The 17,646-nt window shown below is 44.7% G+C and carries 14 protein-coding genes and 3 pseudogenes; 5 read left to right on the top strand and 12 right to left on the bottom strand.

Annotated features, from left to right (window positions below; genetic code table 11):
• Positions 1-6: 6 nt before the first annotated feature.
• The 8 genes and pseudogenes from nrdR to vcdP form a co-directional block, all read right to left on the bottom strand.
• On the bottom strand, positions 7-456 hold the full coding sequence (nrdR, locus tag BLO31_RS19560; RefSeq protein ID WP_070970785.1) for a transcriptional regulator NrdR: 450 nt from the start codon (positions 454-456) through the stop codon (positions 7-9).
• Between the two features lie 100 nt (positions 457-556).
• Positions 557-1,806 (bottom strand): annotated as a pseudogene (locus tag BLO31_RS19555) (glutamate-5-semialdehyde dehydrogenase).
• Between the two features lie 15 nt (positions 1,807-1,821).
• Positions 1,822-2,960 (bottom strand): annotated as a pseudogene (gene proB, locus BLO31_RS19550) (glutamate 5-kinase).
• 317 nt (positions 2,961-3,277) lie between these two features.
• The gene (crl, locus tag BLO31_RS19545) at positions 3,278-3,667 is read right to left on the bottom strand and encodes a sigma factor-binding protein Crl (protein WP_070970782.1); all 390 of its coding nucleotides are present in this window, start codon (positions 3,665-3,667) and stop codon (positions 3,278-3,280) included.
• Between the two features lie 101 nt (positions 3,668-3,768).
• Positions 3,769-5,016: an esterase FrsA gene (frsA, locus tag BLO31_RS19540; RefSeq protein ID WP_070970779.1), complete on the bottom strand. Its 1,248-nt coding sequence runs from the start codon at positions 5,014-5,016 to the stop codon at positions 3,769-3,771.
• Positions 5,017-5,112: 96 nt separating this feature from the next.
• Entirely contained in the window at positions 5,113-5,577 is a 465-nt protein-coding gene (gene gpt / locus BLO31_RS19535; protein ID WP_070970776.1) for a xanthine phosphoribosyltransferase, read from the bottom strand.
• A 73-nt stretch (positions 5,578-5,650) separates the two neighbouring features.
• Positions 5,651-6,940 carry an NCS2 family permease gene (locus tag BLO31_RS19530; protein ID WP_070970773.1) on the bottom strand — a complete coding sequence of 430 codons (1,290 nt, stop codon included), beginning with the start codon at positions 6,938-6,940 and terminating at the stop codon, positions 5,651-5,653.
• A gap of 481 nt (positions 6,941-7,421) precedes the next feature.
• On the bottom strand, positions 7,422-7,508 hold the full coding sequence (gene vcdP / locus BLO31_RS25305; protein WP_483855406.1) for a small protein VcdP: 87 nt from the start codon (positions 7,506-7,508) through the stop codon (positions 7,422-7,424).
• A 455-nt stretch (positions 7,509-7,963) separates the two neighbouring features.
• Here vcdP and BLO31_RS19525 point away from each other — a divergent pair, with 455 nt between their 5' ends.
• From BLO31_RS19525 to BLO31_RS19510, 4 genes are all read left to right on the top strand, one after another.
• Complete coding sequence (locus BLO31_RS19525) at positions 7,964-9,436, top strand: aminoacyl-histidine dipeptidase (protein ID WP_070970769.1); 1,473 nt, start codon at positions 7,964-7,966, stop codon at positions 9,434-9,436.
• 330 nt (positions 9,437-9,766) lie between these two features.
• Positions 9,767-10,207, top strand: coding sequence for an ATP-dependent zinc protease family protein (locus BLO31_RS19520; RefSeq protein ID WP_070970768.1), 441 nt, complete (start codon positions 9,767-9,769; stop codon positions 10,205-10,207).
• Complete coding sequence (gene rimK / locus BLO31_RS19515) at positions 10,207-11,112, top strand: 30S ribosomal protein S6--L-glutamate ligase (RefSeq protein ID WP_070970763.1); 906 nt, start codon at positions 10,207-10,209, stop codon at positions 11,110-11,112. The genes BLO31_RS19520 and rimK overlap by 1 nt, the downstream gene beginning before the upstream one ends.
• A complete protein-coding gene (locus BLO31_RS19510) occupies positions 11,099-12,157 on the top strand; it encodes a succinylglutamate desuccinylase/aspartoacylase family protein (RefSeq protein ID WP_070970761.1) in 1,059 nt (352 codons plus the stop codon). Before rimK ends, BLO31_RS19510 begins: the two co-directional genes overlap by 14 nt.
• A 58-nt stretch (positions 12,158-12,215) precedes the next feature.
• On the opposite strand, the gene BLO31_RS19505 is transcribed toward BLO31_RS19510, so the two are convergent.
• The 4 genes and pseudogenes from BLO31_RS19505 to dinB all read right to left on the bottom strand — a co-directional run bounded on the left by BLO31_RS19505 (position 12,216) and on the right by dinB (position 16,223).
• A complete protein-coding gene (locus BLO31_RS19505; protein ID WP_070970758.1) occupies positions 12,216-13,580 on the bottom strand; it encodes a sodium-dependent transporter in 1,365 nt (454 codons plus the stop codon).
• A gap of 216 nt (positions 13,581-13,796) precedes the next feature.
• Positions 13,797-14,540, bottom strand: coding sequence for a YggN family protein (locus BLO31_RS19500; RefSeq protein ID WP_070970755.1), 744 nt, complete (start codon positions 14,538-14,540; stop codon positions 13,797-13,799).
• 72 nt (positions 14,541-14,612) lie between these two features.
• Positions 14,613-15,101, bottom strand: a complete 489-nt coding sequence (locus tag BLO31_RS19495; RefSeq protein ID WP_425425312.1) for a transcription elongation factor — start codon at positions 15,099-15,101, stop codon at positions 14,613-14,615.
• Between the two features lie 52 nt (positions 15,102-15,153).
• A pseudogene (dinB, locus tag BLO31_RS19490) lies at positions 15,154-16,223 on the bottom strand (DNA polymerase IV).
• Positions 16,224-16,376: 153 nt separating this feature from the next.
• Here dinB and BLO31_RS19485 point away from each other — a divergent pair.
• Positions 16,377-17,591, top strand: a complete 1,215-nt coding sequence (locus tag BLO31_RS19485; protein WP_070970752.1) for a GGDEF domain-containing response regulator — start codon at positions 16,377-16,379, stop codon at positions 17,589-17,591.
• Positions 17,592-17,646 lie beyond the last annotated feature (55 nt).

The raw sequence follows: 17,646 nt of genomic DNA, 5'->3' as shown, positions 1-17,646 counted from the left end.
TAGATGTTAATCTTCTAGTTTGGCGATTTCTTCTCCGAACTCGCGAATGTCTTCAAAGCTGCGATATACAGACGCGAATCGAATATACGCAACCTTGTCTAACTCTTTTAGCTGCGCCATTACAAGGTTGCCAATCATATCGCTGGGAACTTCCCTTTCGCCCGTCGCTCTCAACTGAGACTTAATCATGCTGATTGCCAGTTCGATAGAGTCAGCACTTACTGGGCGTTTTTCCAAGGCTCGTTGTATTCCACCCACCATTTTGTCTTCGTTAAATGGTTCGCGGTTGCCATTGGATTTAATGACTTTTGGCATCACTAACTCAGCGGTTTCAAACGTAGTAAAACGTTCGCTACAAGCTAAACACTGACGACGTCGGCGGACTTGGTGACCATCCGCCACTAGGCGTGAATCGATTACCTTGGTATCGTTTTCAGAACAGAAAGGACAATGCATATCACCTCCAAATAATTGAAGCTAGTTTAGCGGAATTAGGTAACTAACAAAAACAAAAAGGGACGTGAACGCCCCTTTTTATCTGTTTAATCACCAATTTTTAGGCTCTCGGCAAGTAATTTGCCTTACCGACCCACTTGTAGCTCGTTAACTCTTCTAGCCCCATAGGCCCACGCGCGTGTAGTTTCTGGGTCGAAACTGCCACCTCCGCACCTAACCCAAACTGAGCACCATCCGTAAATCGAGTTGAAGCGTTCACGTACACGGCGGCAGAACCGGCAGAGTTAATAAAGCGCTCCGCATTTTCGATATTATTGGTCATAATGGCATCAGAGTGGCTTGCGTTGTGATCGCGCATGTGATCAATCGCTTCTTTGACATCAGCGACCACTTTCACGCTTAAGGTATAGCTCAACCACTCGGTGTCGAAATCACCTTCAGCAATGTCGCGAACCGAAGGCGCTTTGCCTAGAAATCGCTTGGCCGATTCAGTGGCAACAAATTCTACGCGCTCACCCATTTTGTCAGCCAACATTGGCAAAAACTCTGCTGCAACTTTATCGTGCACAAGTAAGGTATCTAAAGCGTTACACGCCGATGGCCTTTGTACCTTTGAATTTTCAACCACGTCTACCGACTTTGCCAAGTCCGCACTTTCATCAACAAAAATATGGCTAATACCAAAACCGCCAATAATCACTGGAATAGAGCTGTTTTCTTTACACATTTTGTGTAACCCAGCACCGCCGCGAGGATGATCATATCCACGTAGTCATCTAACTTGAGAAGTTGGGAAACCAGCTCTCGGTCAGGTTTTTCTATATACTGAACCGAAGCTGCTGGTAGCTCAGCTTTTTCCAGTGCCGATTGAATCACCTTGACCAACTCCATATTGGAATAAAACGTCTCTTTCCCACCGCGAAGAATACTCGCATTACCGGTTTTAAGGCACAGCGCCGCAATATCAATCGTCACATTCGGTCTAGCTTCATAAATCACACCAACCACACCGAGAGGGACACGGCGACGAGAGAGTGACATACCATTTTCTAAAACCTTGCTGTCGATTTCGCTGCCAACAGGATCATTGAGACTGATGACGTTTCTTACATCACCAGCAATACCAGCAAGTCGCTGCTCATTCAAAAGCAGTCGATCCAGAAGTGCTTCTGTTAATCCCGCTTCGCGTCCTGCTGAGATGTCTTTTTCATTGGCCGCGAGAATTTTTTCTGCATTCGCTTCTAACTCATCCGCGATAATTGCCAGTGCTCTGTTTTTCTGCGCGGTTGACGCCGTAGCCAGTTCAAAAGCCGCTGATTTTGCCGCTTTACCTAATTGAATTAATTCCACCTTGCTCCCTCTTTACTATTCCTGAATAACAACTAAATCGTCACGGTGAATGACTTCTGAGCCGTAGTCGTATCCCAAGATATTTAGAATGTCTTTACTGTGTTTGCCAAGGATTTTAGTTAGATCTTCGCTTGAGTAACTGCTAATACCTTTCGCTATCAAATGACCGTTAGTATCAACCACGCGAGCAACTTCCCCGCGAGCAAATGATCCATGAACAATAGTCACCCCTTTTGCAAGTAGACTACTGCCTTTGCCGACAACCGCATTCGCTGCCCCTGAATCGATCACAATATCTCCAGACGCCGCAGGTCCGGCGAGAATCCAACGTTTGCGATTTTCCAAAGCTTCTTCACAAGGTAAAAATCGCGTTCCGTGCGGCTCATCAGACACTGAGTCACAAACCACATTTGGAGCGCTACCTGCAGCGATTACAACCTCGATTCCCGCTCGTCTTGCAATGTCGGCAGCTTGCAGCTTAGTCGCCATTCCACCTGTGCCAAGTGTTGTTCCACTGCCACCAGCGATCTTGCGCAAGGTGTCATCAATGGTCTTCACTTCCTTAATGAGTTCAGCATTCGGATCTTTGCGAGGATCAGCAGTAAACAAACCTTTTTGATCTGTAAGAAGCAAAAGTGTATCTGCGCCGCACAAAATGCCTACCAGCGCTGAGAGGTTGTCGTTGTCGCCAACTTTAATTTCGCTTGTCGCAACAGCGTCGTTCTCATTCACAATTGGAATGATGTCGTTTTCAACCAAGGCGTGTATGGTGTCGCGAGCATTGAGAAAACGCTCTCTGTCTTCCAAATCTGCACGAGTTAGTAGCATTTGACCTATTTTCAAGCCATAGATAGCAAACAGAGATTCCCATACTTGAATAAGTTGCTCTGCCCAACAGCCGCTAATAGCTGTTTGTTTGCCATAGAGTTTGACAATGCGGGGTAACCCAAGTGCTCTCTACCTGCGGCAATGGCGCCTGACGATACCATTACCACCGAGTGTCCTTGCTTTTTAAGCTCGGCACACTGACGAACCAACTCAACCATATGGGCGCGATCTAAGGCGAGCGTCCCTCCGGTTAACACACTGGTTCCAAGCTTTACTACTATGGTGCGCTTGTTAGATTGCACTGTACTTTGTTGATTCGCTGACATGATCTCTATAGCAAATAAAATTCGATTTAGGCTTACTGTTTTAGCAATCAATACGCCTTTTAACAAGAAGAAAAGGTGCCCAAAAGCACCTTTTTCGCGTTTTGAAGCTTTAATACAGCTTAAAGCTCCGTTTGTAGAGGATTACATCGTTTACACCAGATGATCCCGTAGTTTTAACTTACTCCAACGGCAGAGGAGCTAGTCCCCCATTTCTACGGAGCCTTCCCAAAATCATGTCAGTGTAGTTTCAGTAAAAAAATGCAGAACCGCGGTGGCCGCAGATCCTGCATTTACGCTTTCAGTTCGTGCTGAGCTAGTTAAACAAACTCAGCAGACTCTTGGTGTAACACAACTTCTAAGCCAAACTGCTCCGAAGTCGCTTTGACAAGCTTTTCGTGAAACACCTCTTGAGTCCGGCCGACTTCTTGCACTGACTTTTTAGGTAGTTTTTCGGTAACCCACTCCCCCTTTGAGTCATACCGACCTTTGTGATATCTGGCTTCGAAACCGTCTTCTTTTTTGACCAGTTCCAGCCACCACCCCCAAAACTCCCGTTCTTCAGGAGACTTTTTATCGTTCACGCAAACAGATAAGCAATCGAATAAAAAACGTTCCTCATCACTTTGGTTTTCTCTTAGATAAGGGCCGATGGCCTTAAATGTCGATACCAAGCGGTAATGAGTCGGTTTTTTCGTCACCTCAGACATATTGACTCTCCATATTCAATGTTAAGAATGACAATTATTTTTATTTATCAGATGCTTAATTAGCACCCTCTTTATCACTCTTAACTAAAATACGAGATTTGTCATCTAATTAGCTCATCTTCCAGCCAATTTATCGCTAAATCGAGGGATTGCTCATATCCTTGTGTAATTGTTTTTGCACTTATTTTCTTAGCCTTGCCATTTGTACTAAAAAGAGCTACGAGCTGATTATCACTGTGAGGTGAAACAGGGTCGCCCTCCAAACTCATAGCGAGAATGGGTACTTTGGTCTTGCGATTGCTGAGGATCCCCTGAGACTTTAAAGACCAGGCTCTCATTTGCGTGGCAAGGCTGTGAATATCTACCGCGTTTTTACCCAAGCGACTAGCCAAGACATCTAGATACATCTTCGGCATTTTTTTCAACTTAGCAGGAGACGACAAAACATCGTGAATAGGGGCACCCAAGGTCACACAAGCTTTTATTTTCTCTTGCTCAAAGAATGAGAGACGAACCATCGCATTACCGCCAAAGCGGAAACCCACTAAACCAACTCGATTGTGATCAACCCAAGGAACAGTATCAAGTTGATTGAGTACCGCTTGATGAAGTTCTGAAGAGTCTTCGGATAGCGTCCAGTGAGAGCTATGCCCCACCGAAGGCATATCAATGGTCAACATCGCAATATTGCGCTTGGCAAAATGGTCTCGAAACAGTGCCCACATATCGGTTTGAAGGCTATCAAGCCCTGCACTGACAATGACCACTGGTTGAGGCTCATCCGTATTTGATAGATGTAAAAATCCCGTTATCTTGCGGTTCTGATAAGGAAATTCTATCTGCTTAACCACGTAACCCGTTTTCTTCGCGCCTTCCGTATAGGCGCTATTTGCTAGCACTTGAGCTTGAATGGCAAGGTTGTCACTTTTTAAATGAGGATAACCAGCAATGCTGTAGCAAAGAGAAGCATTAAACAGCTGATCTGCCGCTTGCTCACCTTCTAAAGTGTTTGAACGTTTTTGGTGCTCCATTCCGAGTCTAGTCCACTCGTAGCACCAGTTTCCCTTGCGATACCCCATAACGGTATCAAGCCATTCGTCATGCGTGCGAGAGCTTGGAGAAGAGGCCACACTGGCTAAAACGGCTTCCTGCTCAATGGGATCAACGCCTTGCCAAACCCATTGAAGGCGGCGAAGGTTTCGATACCAACGGTAGCCTTCTAGCTTTTTTTTCTCTTCCAGTTCTTCTTGACTGGTGGGTAAATACTGGGTCAGTTCTGAGGTTTCTTTTGCTTGTTTGTGTTTTACAAATAAGGTTTCGGATAAGTTCTTGCTTTGCGGCTCGGACATTCAGCGCCCCATCAAATTGAATACTCTGTATATATTAATAAAAAAAATGACCCTTGGAAGGGTCATTCAATGTATTTTCAATAAAATGAGCGAAGATTACTTTTGCTTGCGATTAATCGGTTCAGCGTATTGAATCGTCATATCCCATGGTTGCTCAATCCACGTATCCTGAGGGATATCGACAATGTATTCATCAACAAGATCAACACCAGCAGGCTTAGCACATACCGTAACCAGCTTTGCTTTAGGATACATTTCACGAATTTTACGCGCAGTATCACCACTGTCTACCAGATCATCAACGATCAAAAAACCTTCGCCGTCGTGCTCAGGCGCTTTCAAAACACTCATGTCGCGTTGGTGGTCGTGGTCGTAGCTAGAGATACAAATAGTATCGACGTAACGGATACCCAGTTCACGAGCAAGAATAGCCGCAGGTACAAGACCGCCACGACTGACACCCAAGATACCTTTCCATTGTTCAGCAGGCATCTGCTTTTCAGCAAGTTGACGACAATATGTCTGCATATTGTCCCAAGTAATCACAAATTTATTGCTCATTATAATAGACCTAAAGTAACGCTAAAGGCCTGCCTCGTTATCACTAACACGGCAGACCCTAAAATAATATGGATTAAGCCAGTACGTATTTCGCTACGAAGATAGCCGACATAACCCAAACGCTTGCTGATACTTCACGACCCTTACCACTAAACAACTTGATAGCTGCATAAGCAATAAAGCCCAATGTAATACCTTCGGCAATAGAAAATGTCAGTGGCATCAGTAAACAAGTTACTACTACTGGCGCCGCTTCAGTCAGGTCACGCCAATCAATGCTTACCAAGCCAGAAAGCATAAGAATGGCAACATAAAACAGTGCACCCGCTGTTGCGTATGCTGGGATCATACCAGCTAATGGCGAGAAGAATAGTGCAAGTAGGAACAAAATACCAACCACTACTGCGGTTAGACCTGTACGACCACCAGCAGAAACACCCGAAACACTTTCAATGTAAGAAGTAGTGCTTGAGGTTCCCAGTACTGCACCTACAGATGTGGCCGTTGAGTCAGCGAGAAGAGCGCGATTTAGGCGTGGGATGGTTCCATCTTTTTCCATTAAACCCGCTTTTTGAGATACACCGACCAGCGTGCCTGCAGTATCAAAAAGGTCAACAAATAGGAAAGCGAAAACAACAGAAATCATACCTACTTCAAACACTGCAGAGAAATCAAGCTGCATAAAAGTCGGAGCTAGGCTTGGTGGAGCAGAAATCACACCACCCCATTGCACATCACCAAACAGTAGACCAATACCTGTTACTGCAAGGATGGCAATCATTACTGCGCCCTTAACGCCGCGATGAACGAGCGCAATCGTCAAGAAAAAGCCAACCGCAGCCAGAACTGCTGGTAAAGACGTAATATCTCCCATAGTCACTAGCGTTGCAGGAGAATCAACAACAATCCCCGCATTTTTAAGGCCAATCAGAGCTAGGAAAAGACCAATACCAGCAGAAATACCAGTGCGCAGAGAGAGTGGGATTGAATTGATGATCCACTCACGGATCTTAAATACGCTCAGTAGAACAAACAGGACACCGGATACAAACACCGCGGCCAGAGCCACTTGCCATGTATACCCCATTCCAAGAACAACAGCGTAAGTAAAGAAGGCGTTTAGACCCATACCCGGAGCCTGAGCAATCGGGTAATTCGCCACTAAGCCCATGATGAAACAGCCAATTGCAGCAGCCAAACAAGTTGCTACAAACACTGCACCGCGATCCATTCCGGCATCGCTTAAAATTGCTGGGTTTACAAAAATGATGTAAGCCATGGTTAAAAATGTGGTAACACCAGCAATGATCTCAGTTTTCACGTTCGTGCCGTTTTCACTGAGCTTAAATAGCTTTTCGAACATAATCGAATCCTATAAGGGTAAAAAGTAAACGGTTGCGTAATCGATTGGCTGAGGATTATAAAGTTATCAAATAGCAAATTCCACTTAGATTGATCAGAGTAATCGAGATTTATGCGACTCATCGCCCTATGCAATCCATTACAATTTGCCAAGCATCGCAAAAAATCCAGTTAAATTAACTAATAAGGGAAAAACATTTCGAAACGTTTAATTGATACTTTTTTAATCTGTGTCGCAAACTTTCAAAGCATTTGACCCACTTTTTGCTGGTAGTTGTATGTAATTATGCGAATAACACCGAGCGTATTACCGGCAGATAACAAACTTATCAAGATTGAAATTAATGAGGAGGGATATTTATGCAAAAAAAAAACGCCACTCAAATTGAGTGGCGGCTGAATCATGTCAACTCTAATCAGAGTTGTAAAAAAATTCCAATATATAGGGGTGAACAAACTGTTCGAGTTACAAGCTTTAAGTCTTAGTAACCAAAGCTAGTAGGGTATGCAAAGTTGTTGGTATAAACAGAGCTGTTAATCCAAAACGTTGCACTTGGTAAACCTTTCATAACTATCACCTTTAAAATCAATAAAACACTTAGTTTGATTTCTCAGTTCCTTGGAGGCGATAAATCGGACTCATCCTTTGAGCGTTTTCTCTTCTCTCGAAGTTGGTAACTACTATACCTCAAAGAAAAAATATTACAACCCTCAAGGTGACGCAAATCACATTTATTTCGTTTTTTGACTCGCATCAATCAAAATCTGTAATTTAATTACACAAAAATCAACAGTAAGGCTAATAAAACTACAGTGCGTGGCTAAAGTGTATGCAAATAGTGACAGAACTCTTTGTTGATACTGTGATAACCCCAATGCTTTTGAGTACGCTTTCCCTACTCCTAGCCACGACACAGTGTTATCCTTGCTGCCGTTACTCATTTCGCCATAACAGCAAAACAAACTACATTATTGTCGTTTTGCCACCACAATATATGGCTATGTATTCAATAAGGAGTTGTCCGTGTCTGAATTCCATTCTGAAATCAGCAATTTATCGCCTAAGTCTTTATGGCAGTTTTTCGATAAAATTTGCTCTATTCCCCATCCTTCTAAACATGAAGAAGAATTGGCCCAATTCATAGTTAACTGGGCTAAAGAGCAAGGCCTTGATGTTCGCCGTGACCCTACTGGTAACGTATTTATTAAAAAGCCTGCGACGAAAGGCATGGAAGATCGCAAAGGTGTCGTGTTGCAAGCGCACATCGATATGGTCCCTCAGAAAAACGAAGATACTGAACACGACTTTACTAAAGATCCTATTCAACCCTTCATCGACGGTGAATGGGTGACAGCCAAAGGAACAACACTCGGTGCCGACAACGGTATCGGTATGGCATCATGCCTTGCTGTTCTTGCCGCTGATGATATTGCTCATGGTCCAATTGAAGTACTACTGACTGTTGATGAAGAAGCGGGGATGACTGGTGCATTCGGCCTTGAGGCAGGTTGGTTAGAGGGCGATATCCTTCTAAATACTGACTCAGAGCAAGAAGGTGAAGTTTACATGGGCTGCGCTGGTGGTATCGACGGCGAGATGGCTTTCGACATTACACGTGAATCCGTACCTGCGGGATATGTCACTCGTCAACTTGTCCTAAAAGGACTAAAAGGTGGCCACTCGGGTTGTGATATTCACACGGGTCGAGGTAACGCAAACAAGCTTGTTGCTCGATTCCTAGCAGGTCACGCACAAGAACTTGATCTGCGTTTGATCGAATTCCGCGGTGGTAGCCTGCGCAATGCTATTCCTCGCGAAGCATTTGTAACCATTGCTGTTCCTGCTGAGAATCAAGATAAACTTGCAGAACTATTTGAAGACTATACTCAACTTCTAAGCCAAGAGCTTGGCAAAATTGAAACTGATATTGTTTCTTTTAACGAAGTCGTCGAAACAAGCGAGCGAGTATTTGCCGTCGCAGACCAGCAACGTTTTGTAGCAGCACTAAACGCATGCCCTAATGGCGTTATTCGCATGAGCGATGAAATTGAAGGCGTTGTTGAGACCTCTCTTAACGTTGGTGTGATCACTACAGAAGAGAATAAAGTAAACGTACTATGCCTTGTTCGTTCCTTGATCGACTCAGGTCGACAGCAAGTTGAAAGCACACTGTCTTCTATCGGTGAACTCGCTGGCGCACAAGTGACATTTTCGGGCGCATACCCAGGTTGGAAGCCAGATGCTGACTCTGAGATCATGGTGGTATTCCGCGATATGTACGAAGGTATCTACGGACACAAGCCAAACATCATGGTTATTCACGCAGGTCTAGAGTGCGGACTATTTAAAGAACCGTACCCTAATATGGACATGGTTTCATTCGGCCCAACGATTAAGTTCCCACACTCTCCAGACGAGAAAGTGAAGATTGACACCGTAGCGCTATACTGGGATCAAATGGTAGCCTTACTACGCAATATTCCTACCAAGTCGTAATCCACAATCGAAGCAAATAGCCGGCATAAATGCCGGCTATTTTTGTTTTCTATCCACAAATATTTTTTGTCGTAAAGGTCATTTTATTTCGTTAGCGACATAGATAGACCACTGCTAAAGTTCACCTCACTTGAGCACCTTAGAGTCATTCCTAACGCTCTACTCAAGGCATGGTTTCCATGCGCGGGGTTACGTTGTTCCAACGTACTTTTATTTCATAAGACCAAATTCAACGACCGAACGGTTTTGGTGGAGTGACACATTGTCATCACTCCTTTTCGCGAAACAACGCCAAGTGTCGCATTTTGGTCGTTAACATGTGTTACAGCAATGCACCAAACAATCACCGTAGGCTGGCGTGAATACGTGGCTTTACCCGAACTGATGATTAGTCGAATAAAAGCCAAAGTGGACACTGGAGCAAGAACTTCTTGTTTGCATGCTTTTCGAATTGAGGAGTTTTACAAGGGGCAACAACATTGGGTTCGATTTTGGATACACCCTAATCAAAAGTGTTCGGACATCGAAGTCATTTGCGAAGCAAAAGTAAAAGATCAAAGAATGGTTCGCGACTCAGGTGGGCACGAAGAAACGCGCTATGTCATTGAAAGTCTGATCACTCTTGGCAAAGAATCATGGCCAATAGAGATCACACTAACCAATAGAGAAAACATGGCGTTTCGAATGTTATTAGGCCGTACAGCAATGCACAACAAACTACTAGTAAATCCAACAAAGTCCTTTTTAGTTTCTCTTGAGGAGCAGAAATAATGAAAATTGGTATTCTTTCCCGCAATTCAGGCCTTTACTCAACCAAGCGCTTGATCGAAGCGGCAGAGAGTCGCGGTCACCAAGTGAAAGTGATCGATGCGTTGCGTTGCTATATGAATATCAACTCCGAGAAGCCCGAGATTCATTTCAAAGGAGAAGAGCTCAAGGGATATGAAGCGATTATTCCGCGCATTGGGGCATCCGTCACCTTCTATGGCACCGCCGTATTGCGTCAGTTTGAAATGATGGGGGTGTATCCAGTAAACGAATCGGTGGCGATCACTCGCTCCCGCGACAAATTGCGTTCGATGCAGTTACTCTCACGCAAGGGTGTCGGCATGCCAATTACTGGTTTTGCAAGTAAACCCGATGATGTGAAAGACCTACTTGAAATGGTAGGTGGTGCGCCCGTAGTGATTAAGTTGCTAGAGGGAACTCAGGGCATAGGTGTGGTACTAGCTGAAACACGTAAAGCGGCGGAAAGTGTTGTTGAAGCCTTTATGGGACTTAAAGCCAACATCATGGTACAGGAGTACATTAAAGAAGCTGGTGGTGCCGATATTCGCTGCTTTGTCATTGGCGACAAAGTCATTGCAGCAATGAAACGTCAAGGGGCTGAAGGTGAATTTCGTTCTAACCTGCATCGAGGGGGAACGGCTTCACTGATCAAGATTACTCCAGAGGAACGCCGTACCGCAGTTGCAGCAGCCAAAGCTATGGGGCTGAATGTAGCAGGGGTTGACCTTCTTCGCTCTGAACGCGGTCCATTGGTGATGGAAGTCAACTCTTCGCCAGGGCTTGAAGGAATCGAAGCTGCAACGGGTAAAGATATCGCCGGCATGATTATCGAGTTTATCGAAAAAAACGCCGCCAGTAATAGGACTAAAACGCGTGGCAAAGGCTAAGAATAATTGTGCTTTTGAGTTCCTTGGCCAATTTGTAGAGTCGGGGGAGCAAAAAGCCTTTGAACTGGAAACAGCGAAACTTTATACCCATTCGCCGCTTTCCATTCCGGTAGAAATTATCAACGGCCGTTACCAAGGTCCAACATTGATGGTTAATGCTGCGATTCACGGTGATGAGCTAAACGGGGTAGAGATCGTTAGACAACTGATCAACACCCTAGATGCACATAAATTAAAAGGTACGGTCATCGCCGTACCTATCGTTAATGTGTTTGGTTTTATTCACAAGTCGAGATACCTGCCGGACAGGCGGGATCTCAATCGCTGCTTTCCCGGTACTAATACGGGCTCTTTGGCTTCGCGTATTGCACACACCTTTTTTACCCAGTTGGCACAAAGGTGTGATGTCATTTTAGATCTACACACTGGCGCCATTCATCGAACCAACTTGCCACAGATCAGAGCCGATTTAAGCAACGAAACCACCCTCAATATCGCCAATGCTTTTGGAACGCCAGTGGTGATTGACGCTCCGCTGCGAGATGGCTCGCTGAGAAGCGAAGCTGAGAGGCTGGGTATCCCCGTTCTCACCTATGAAGCGGGAGAAGCGTTGCGGTTTGAACCTATCTGTATTCAAGCTGGAGTTATGGGTGTAAAACGAGTTATGCAGTCCTTAGCCATGCTTCGCTCGGACAGAAAACGCGTACCAATTCCGATTATTGCTAAGTCGACTAAATGGCTACGAGCAGAAAGTGACGGTATTTTGCGTACCTTAGTTACACTGGGAGAAAAAGTTGAAAAAGATCAGATCATTGCGTTCATCAGCTCACCATTAGGACATGGTGAAACTGAGTTACGAGCGCCAAAAGCTGGCATTGTTGTTGGTCAGCAAACCTTGCCGCTGGTCAACGAAGGTGACGCCGTTTTCCACCTCGCCTTTTTTAGCCAAGATGAGAACGAAGTGGAGACTCAGGTCGGTGAGTTTATTGAAACCATTGTCGAGACAGAACTCGAAACACTCACTACTGGACAGATTATTCCATAACTCAAAAACAGAGCCCGCCAAAATGGCGGGCCGTTTCAAATTGAGTATCAACCACTCTTTAGCCAAATGAGGCCCATATGACCGTGGTGACCAAAATTGGGCAGACAAACTTGATGTATATCGGCCAGAGTTTACCAAACCAACCTTGTGTGAACTCTGGGCAGCCTTGCTCTAACTCTTTAATTTTTGAATGACGGCTCCATACCCAGCCACCAAACAGACAGAAGAACAGCGCCGCAGTCGGCTGTAAGTATTGCGTTGCAACCGTGGCGACTAAGCCAAATAGAGCGCCAAAGTTAAATACGATCACAACACTAACCAGTGCAATCAAACCACCTAAGACCCAGCTCGTCGTCGAGCGCTTGCTTTCAAAGCGTTCGCTTACCAATGCTACTGGACACTCTAACATCGAGATAGACGAAGTTAACGCAGCGATGGTCAGTAGCAAGAAGAAGACAACGGCAAACAACTGTCCAAGTAGACCTAAGCTATCAAACATAAGAGGCAGTACAGTAAAGACTAAAGTATCTGAACTGAGCAAAGAGCCGTCTTCTGCGTAAATCTGCACACCTTTTTGCATTGCCACGAACATAGCAGGTAGTACTACAAGGCCTGCGATAAACGCAACCGCTGTATCCACCAACGTCACGTTAATGGCCATTTTAGGCAAGTTCTCTTTCTTGCTCAGGTAAGAACCATAGATAAGCATGGAACAGCCACCAATGGTCAGCGAGAAGAAGCCTTGTCCCATTGCAGCCAAGATAAGTTTGCGATCCCATACTTTGTCAAAATCAGGAACTAGGTAGTGCTTTAGACCTTCGACTGCACCGCTTTGTGTCATGATGTAGATAAACAGCATGGCAAACAATACGAACAAGGCTGGCATTAATCGAGTCGACCATTTTTCGATACCTTGCTTAACGCCGCCCTGTACGATAAGAACCGTTAGTACGTAAAACACCAGAGTACCGAACAAGTTGCGCTCAACACTAAACCCTTTGAACCAAGCGGTTGCCGCTTCCATTCCCAATAGGTCGGTAATCGCCCCTAACAAGAAACAGATCAACCAACCACCCACAATGCTATAGAAAGCAAGTACGGCGCTTGGCACACTTAATCCTAACCAACCAACGGCCGCCCCCGCTCTTTTGCCTACAGGGCTAGAGGTTAGTGAACGCATACTATCAACAGGGTTAGCTTGTCCATGGCGACCAATTGCCATCTCCACAACTAACATAGGAAAAGCGACCACCATGATCATGATCAGATAGACCATCAGGAACGCGCCACCGCCGTTGCTAGCGGCTTGAGTTGGAAAACCCCAAATATTGCCCAAGCCTACAGCAGCACCAGCTGCTGCAAGAATAAAACCTAATCGAGAGCCAAAATGCTCACGAGATGATGAATTTGCTTTCTGAGTCATACTACTCACTCTATGACATATGAACTAGTTTGCTAGTACACTATTACAGAGAAACGAGTGATACAAGCCAGAGCAGGAGAAAACATCGTCTGCATCGAATATTTCCAGTGACTCAGGCTGTACACTTTAAAATACACAGAATAAAAATCGAACAACCTAGCTTTTGAGTAACAAAAAAGAGCGCATTAAGCGCCCTTTGTCATCGATAGAAACCAGTCAAATAGTGAACAACTGATACTCTTTTAACTGAGGAATAATGCTGTGTAACTCAGATTCTTGTTCCGATAACTCTTCCAAAGAATCACACATAGAGTCGCTTTGCTTTTGAATCTCACTTTCGTGCGCTTTAAGTCGCTCAGCGATTTTCGCTTTCAGCTCCGCCATATTGTCAGCTAACTCAGTTAAGTTAAGTCCACCATCTTGCTTCATTTTTTCCGACATGGCTTGAAAAGCACTACCAATAAACTCGCTAGTGAATAGATCTTTTGCACGTTCAAGATCTTCTAACCAACCTTGACTTAGATTTGATAGGCTATCGGCTGGTATCACAAAATCATTGCCCTGATAGTACTTTTCTTCAAGTGCTTCAAAATACGACTTCATTGACGCTTTCACGTCGTCAAATGCATCTGGCATATCAAAACTGGTCGCCACATCGTCGATAATTTCATTAGCGAGTGCTAAACCTTCGACCGTCATCGCTTTTAACTTTGGAAGGTAATCATTTAACTGGTTGCGATAAGCTTGAATTGCCGCTTGTTGATCCGCATCTAGTTCAATCTTTTCACCGTGAATAAACAGATTGTTGTCACCGTCAATGCTGGCGGACCCACCACTCGTTTGCTGAATAGTGAGCACTTGATCATTCAAGTGGATCTCATTTTGTAATTCAAACTGACATTGGCCAGCCATCGCATACTGACTTGCCAACAGCGAACTCAATACTAAGAGCCTTTTCATAACACATCCCAACTTTATTTTTCTCAACCATAACATCACGCACTGGCTTGTAGGTCAACCTGAGGCCAAAACTTACTCTAGATTAGCGAGCTCGTAGCAAAACTCCGCGTCTCCAACCTGTAACGATATTTCATCATCAACTTGCTTGCCCATAACCGCTCGACCTATGGGGGAGCTCGGTGTCACCACGGAGATCTCAACGCCTGCCAAAGTTACTACCGTTCCTCCAGAACAGGGGCAAAGTAAAAGATGGCGAGACTTTCCTTGTTCATCTTCCAATACAATATACGCGCCAACTCCTGCAGATCGACCGACAAAACTCTGTTCGGGTAACGCCTTTAGTTGAGCAAGCTCCTGTTCGCACTCCTCGACTCTCATCGCTTGCCCGTGGGCTAAGTAGGCTGCTTCTAGTGCAAGCGTATCGTATTTGTGCTCAGGTTTGGTTTGCTCATCAGTTGCTGCATCCATTGCCGTTTGAGTGGCCGCTTTCGCGATGGATAGGTTTTGCTCTGCCAGTTCAACAACGGCATTTAGCAGTTCCGCTTTATTCATTTTTATCATTCAACTTTCAATATTCGCAAAGAACTGGCCCCCATTATAATAGAAACTGTCCTTACTCGAAAAAACTCAACTGGCGCACCTGTTCTTCCGGTTTCAACATCACACTAATCCCCAATAAACGAATCTCTCTACCTTTTTGCCTTTGCAGAATATCTCGTAAAAGCTGTTTAAAGTGGGCAAGCTCAAACTCAGGGTGGATGTGTTCAATTGTGGTTAGCTGAAAGTCCGCAAACTTAAGCTTTACGCCCTGTTTGATTATGGCTTTCTCTGGGCAAGCTTTACTCAATCGCCTATCGAGCTCTGGAAATAGTTTGCTTTCAATTACATTCCAACACTGGTCAAAGGTAGAAATGTTTTCACTAAACGTACGTTCGACACCGACAGATTTGCGCTCTCTTTCAACCACGACTTCTCGATTATCAATACCGTGACTCTTTTTCCAGAGTGAAGCGCCTAAACGTCCAAACTTTGTCAAAATCTCGCGGTAGTCACTCTGCCTCACATCTTCACAAAGGTAGAATCCCGCTTGATGGAGCTTCTCTAAACTGACTTTTCCAACACCTGGTATTTTTTCCAAGGGGAGTTTATCCACCACCTCTTGGACCTTTTCTGGCGGCACGACACATATGCCATCGGGTTTGTTTACATCAGAAGAAACCTTAGCGAGAAACTTAAGTGGCGCAACACCTGCAGAGGCCGTTAAATCGAGTTCATTTCGAATCGCCAACCGAATCTCTTCGGCAATAAGAGTGGCGGAACCTTGGCAATGCTTAGAATCAGTCACATCAAGGAAAGCTTCATCGAGGGAGAGTGGTTCTATTAAGTCCGTGTATCGCAAAAAAATGGCTCTTATTTGCTTAGATACCTGTTTGTAAACTTGCATCCTGCCGGGGATCACCAAAAGAGATGGGCACAGTTTCTTTGCCTTAGCGGTCGACATGGCACTACGCACGCCAAAGCGCCTTGCCTCATAGTTGCACGTGCTGATCACTCCGCGATGCTTTTCGCTACCACCGACGCTAAAGGCCGACCTCGGTAGGAAGGGTTGTCCCGCATCTCAACCGCTGCAAAAAAACAATCCATATCTATGTGTATGATTTTTCTTGTTTTCTCGACCAACATAATGCAATAAGAATAACTGTATATTTAACCAGTCTAACCCAATAACCACAAAGTTACCACGAGATGTGACTAATGCTCCTGACATTTTCCGACAGGGGAGCGAATTTGCGCTTATTATTAATAGATAAGTAAATTAACTCAGGGAAAGAAAAGTTGAACCACAAAGTTTTGGTCGTCGAAGACAGTCGCGCCTTTCGCAACTACTTAGTTCAGCAACTAACCAGTATTGGTTGCCATGTGCTATCCGCCGACACTTATCAAAATGCCCAAGCCATACTCAAAGAAAACGATGATTTTCTATTTGCTGTATTAGACTATTGCTTGCCAGATGCCGAAAATGGCGAAGTGATCGATCTCGTTCTAGATCATAAGCAAAAAGTCATTGTATTGACGGCGACCTTTTCAACCAAGACCAGAGAGCGTTTTATCGCAAAAGGCGTCGTCGACTACATATTAAAAGACAGTATGAGCTCCATCTCTTACTTGCTTCCTTTAGCAAAACGTCTCATGAACAATGCAAACCATCACGCTCTAGTAGTGGATGATTCTTCGACGGTAAGACAGCATGTGTGTCAACTTTTAGAACATCAATACATACGAACCACCCAAGCTAAAAATGGGCTTGAAGCTTTGCAAAAGCTTTCTAATACCCCTGATATTACATTTGTAATCACCGACCACGACATGCCCGAAAAAGACGGCGTCTCCATGACAAGAGAGATTCGCCAGCTCTATGACAAAAACAGCTTAGCGGTTTTGGGGTTGTCAGGCAGTACCGACAAAACGATCACAGCGAAGTTTCTTAAAGCTGGCGCAAATGATTTTCTTCACAAACCCTTTAACAATGAAGAGTTCTACTGCCGAGTTCATCAAGTTCTGGATATGAAAGAAGCCACAGACAAACTGTTTAAACTCGCCAATCAAGATATGTTGACCGGTCTTTGGAATCGTCGCTACTTGTTTGAACACATAAGTCGCAATGCTCAAAAGCGCAATATTGCCATGTTGGACATTGACCATTTTAAGAAGGTGAATGACACCTATGGGCACGAAGGGGGAGATAAGGTTCTCACGCAGGTTGGTAAAGTTTTAAAAGTGCTGTTTAAAGCGGATATTGCTGTTCGCTTTGGCGGAGAGGAGTTTTGTATTTTTTCCAATGCGACATTTGATGACTTTGTCACTCGGTTAGAGCAATTTCGTCAACACATTGAACAAACCCCCATTCCCTATAACGATCAACTTATCCGACTCTCGGTCAGCATTGGTGTCAGTTGTATCGATGCCGAGCTCGAAGAGCAAATCCGATTGGCTGATGATCGTTTATACCAAGCCAAAGAATCAGGCAGGAATCGCCTGATATCAGAGTAGGCGCTCACCATACCCTATAAAAAAGCATCGTATCAACGATGCTTTTCTCATTTAA

This window comes from Vibrio sonorensis, from assembly GCF_001854765.1.
Taxonomy (GTDB): domain Bacteria; phylum Pseudomonadota; class Gammaproteobacteria; order Enterobacterales; family Vibrionaceae; genus Vibrio; species Vibrio sonorensis.
Note: the sequence above shows the minus strand (reverse complement) of the source record. Positions and strands in the feature narration are given on the sequence as shown.

Coding starts and splice junctions, on each gene's coding strand:
- rimK (WP_070970763.1), top strand. CDS start 10,207: ATGAAAATTGGTATTCTTTCCCGCAATTCAGGCCTTTACTCAACCAAG.
- crl (WP_070970782.1), bottom strand. CDS start 3,667: ATGTCTGAGGTGACGAAAAAACCGACTCATTACCGCTTGGTATCGACA.
- vcdP (WP_483855406.1), bottom strand. CDS start 7,508: ATGAAAGGTTTACCAAGTGCAACGTTTTGGATTAACAGCTCTGTTTAT.
- gpt (WP_070970776.1), bottom strand. CDS start 5,577: ATGAGCAATAAATTTGTGATTACTTGGGACAATATGCAGACATATTGT.
- BLO31_RS19500 (WP_070970755.1), bottom strand. CDS start 14,540: ATGAAAAGGCTCTTAGTATTGAGTTCGCTGTTGGCAAGTCAGTATGCG.
- BLO31_RS19530 (WP_070970773.1), bottom strand. CDS start 6,940: ATGTTCGAAAAGCTATTTAAGCTCAGTGAAAACGGCACGAACGTGAAA.
- BLO31_RS19495 (WP_425425312.1), bottom strand. CDS start 15,101: ATGATAAAAATGAATAAAGCGGAACTGCTAAATGCCGTTGTTGAACTG.
- frsA (WP_070970779.1), bottom strand. CDS start 5,016: ATGTCCGAGCCGCAAAGCAAGAACTTATCCGAAACCTTATTTGTAAAA.
- BLO31_RS19505 (WP_070970758.1), bottom strand. CDS start 13,580: ATGACTCAGAAAGCAAATTCATCATCTCGTGAGCATTTTGGCTCTCGA.
- nrdR (WP_070970785.1), bottom strand. CDS start 456: ATGCATTGTCCTTTCTGTTCTGAAAACGATACCAAGGTAATCGATTCA.
- BLO31_RS19520 (WP_070970768.1), top strand. CDS start 9,767: ATGCACCAAACAATCACCGTAGGCTGGCGTGAATACGTGGCTTTACCC.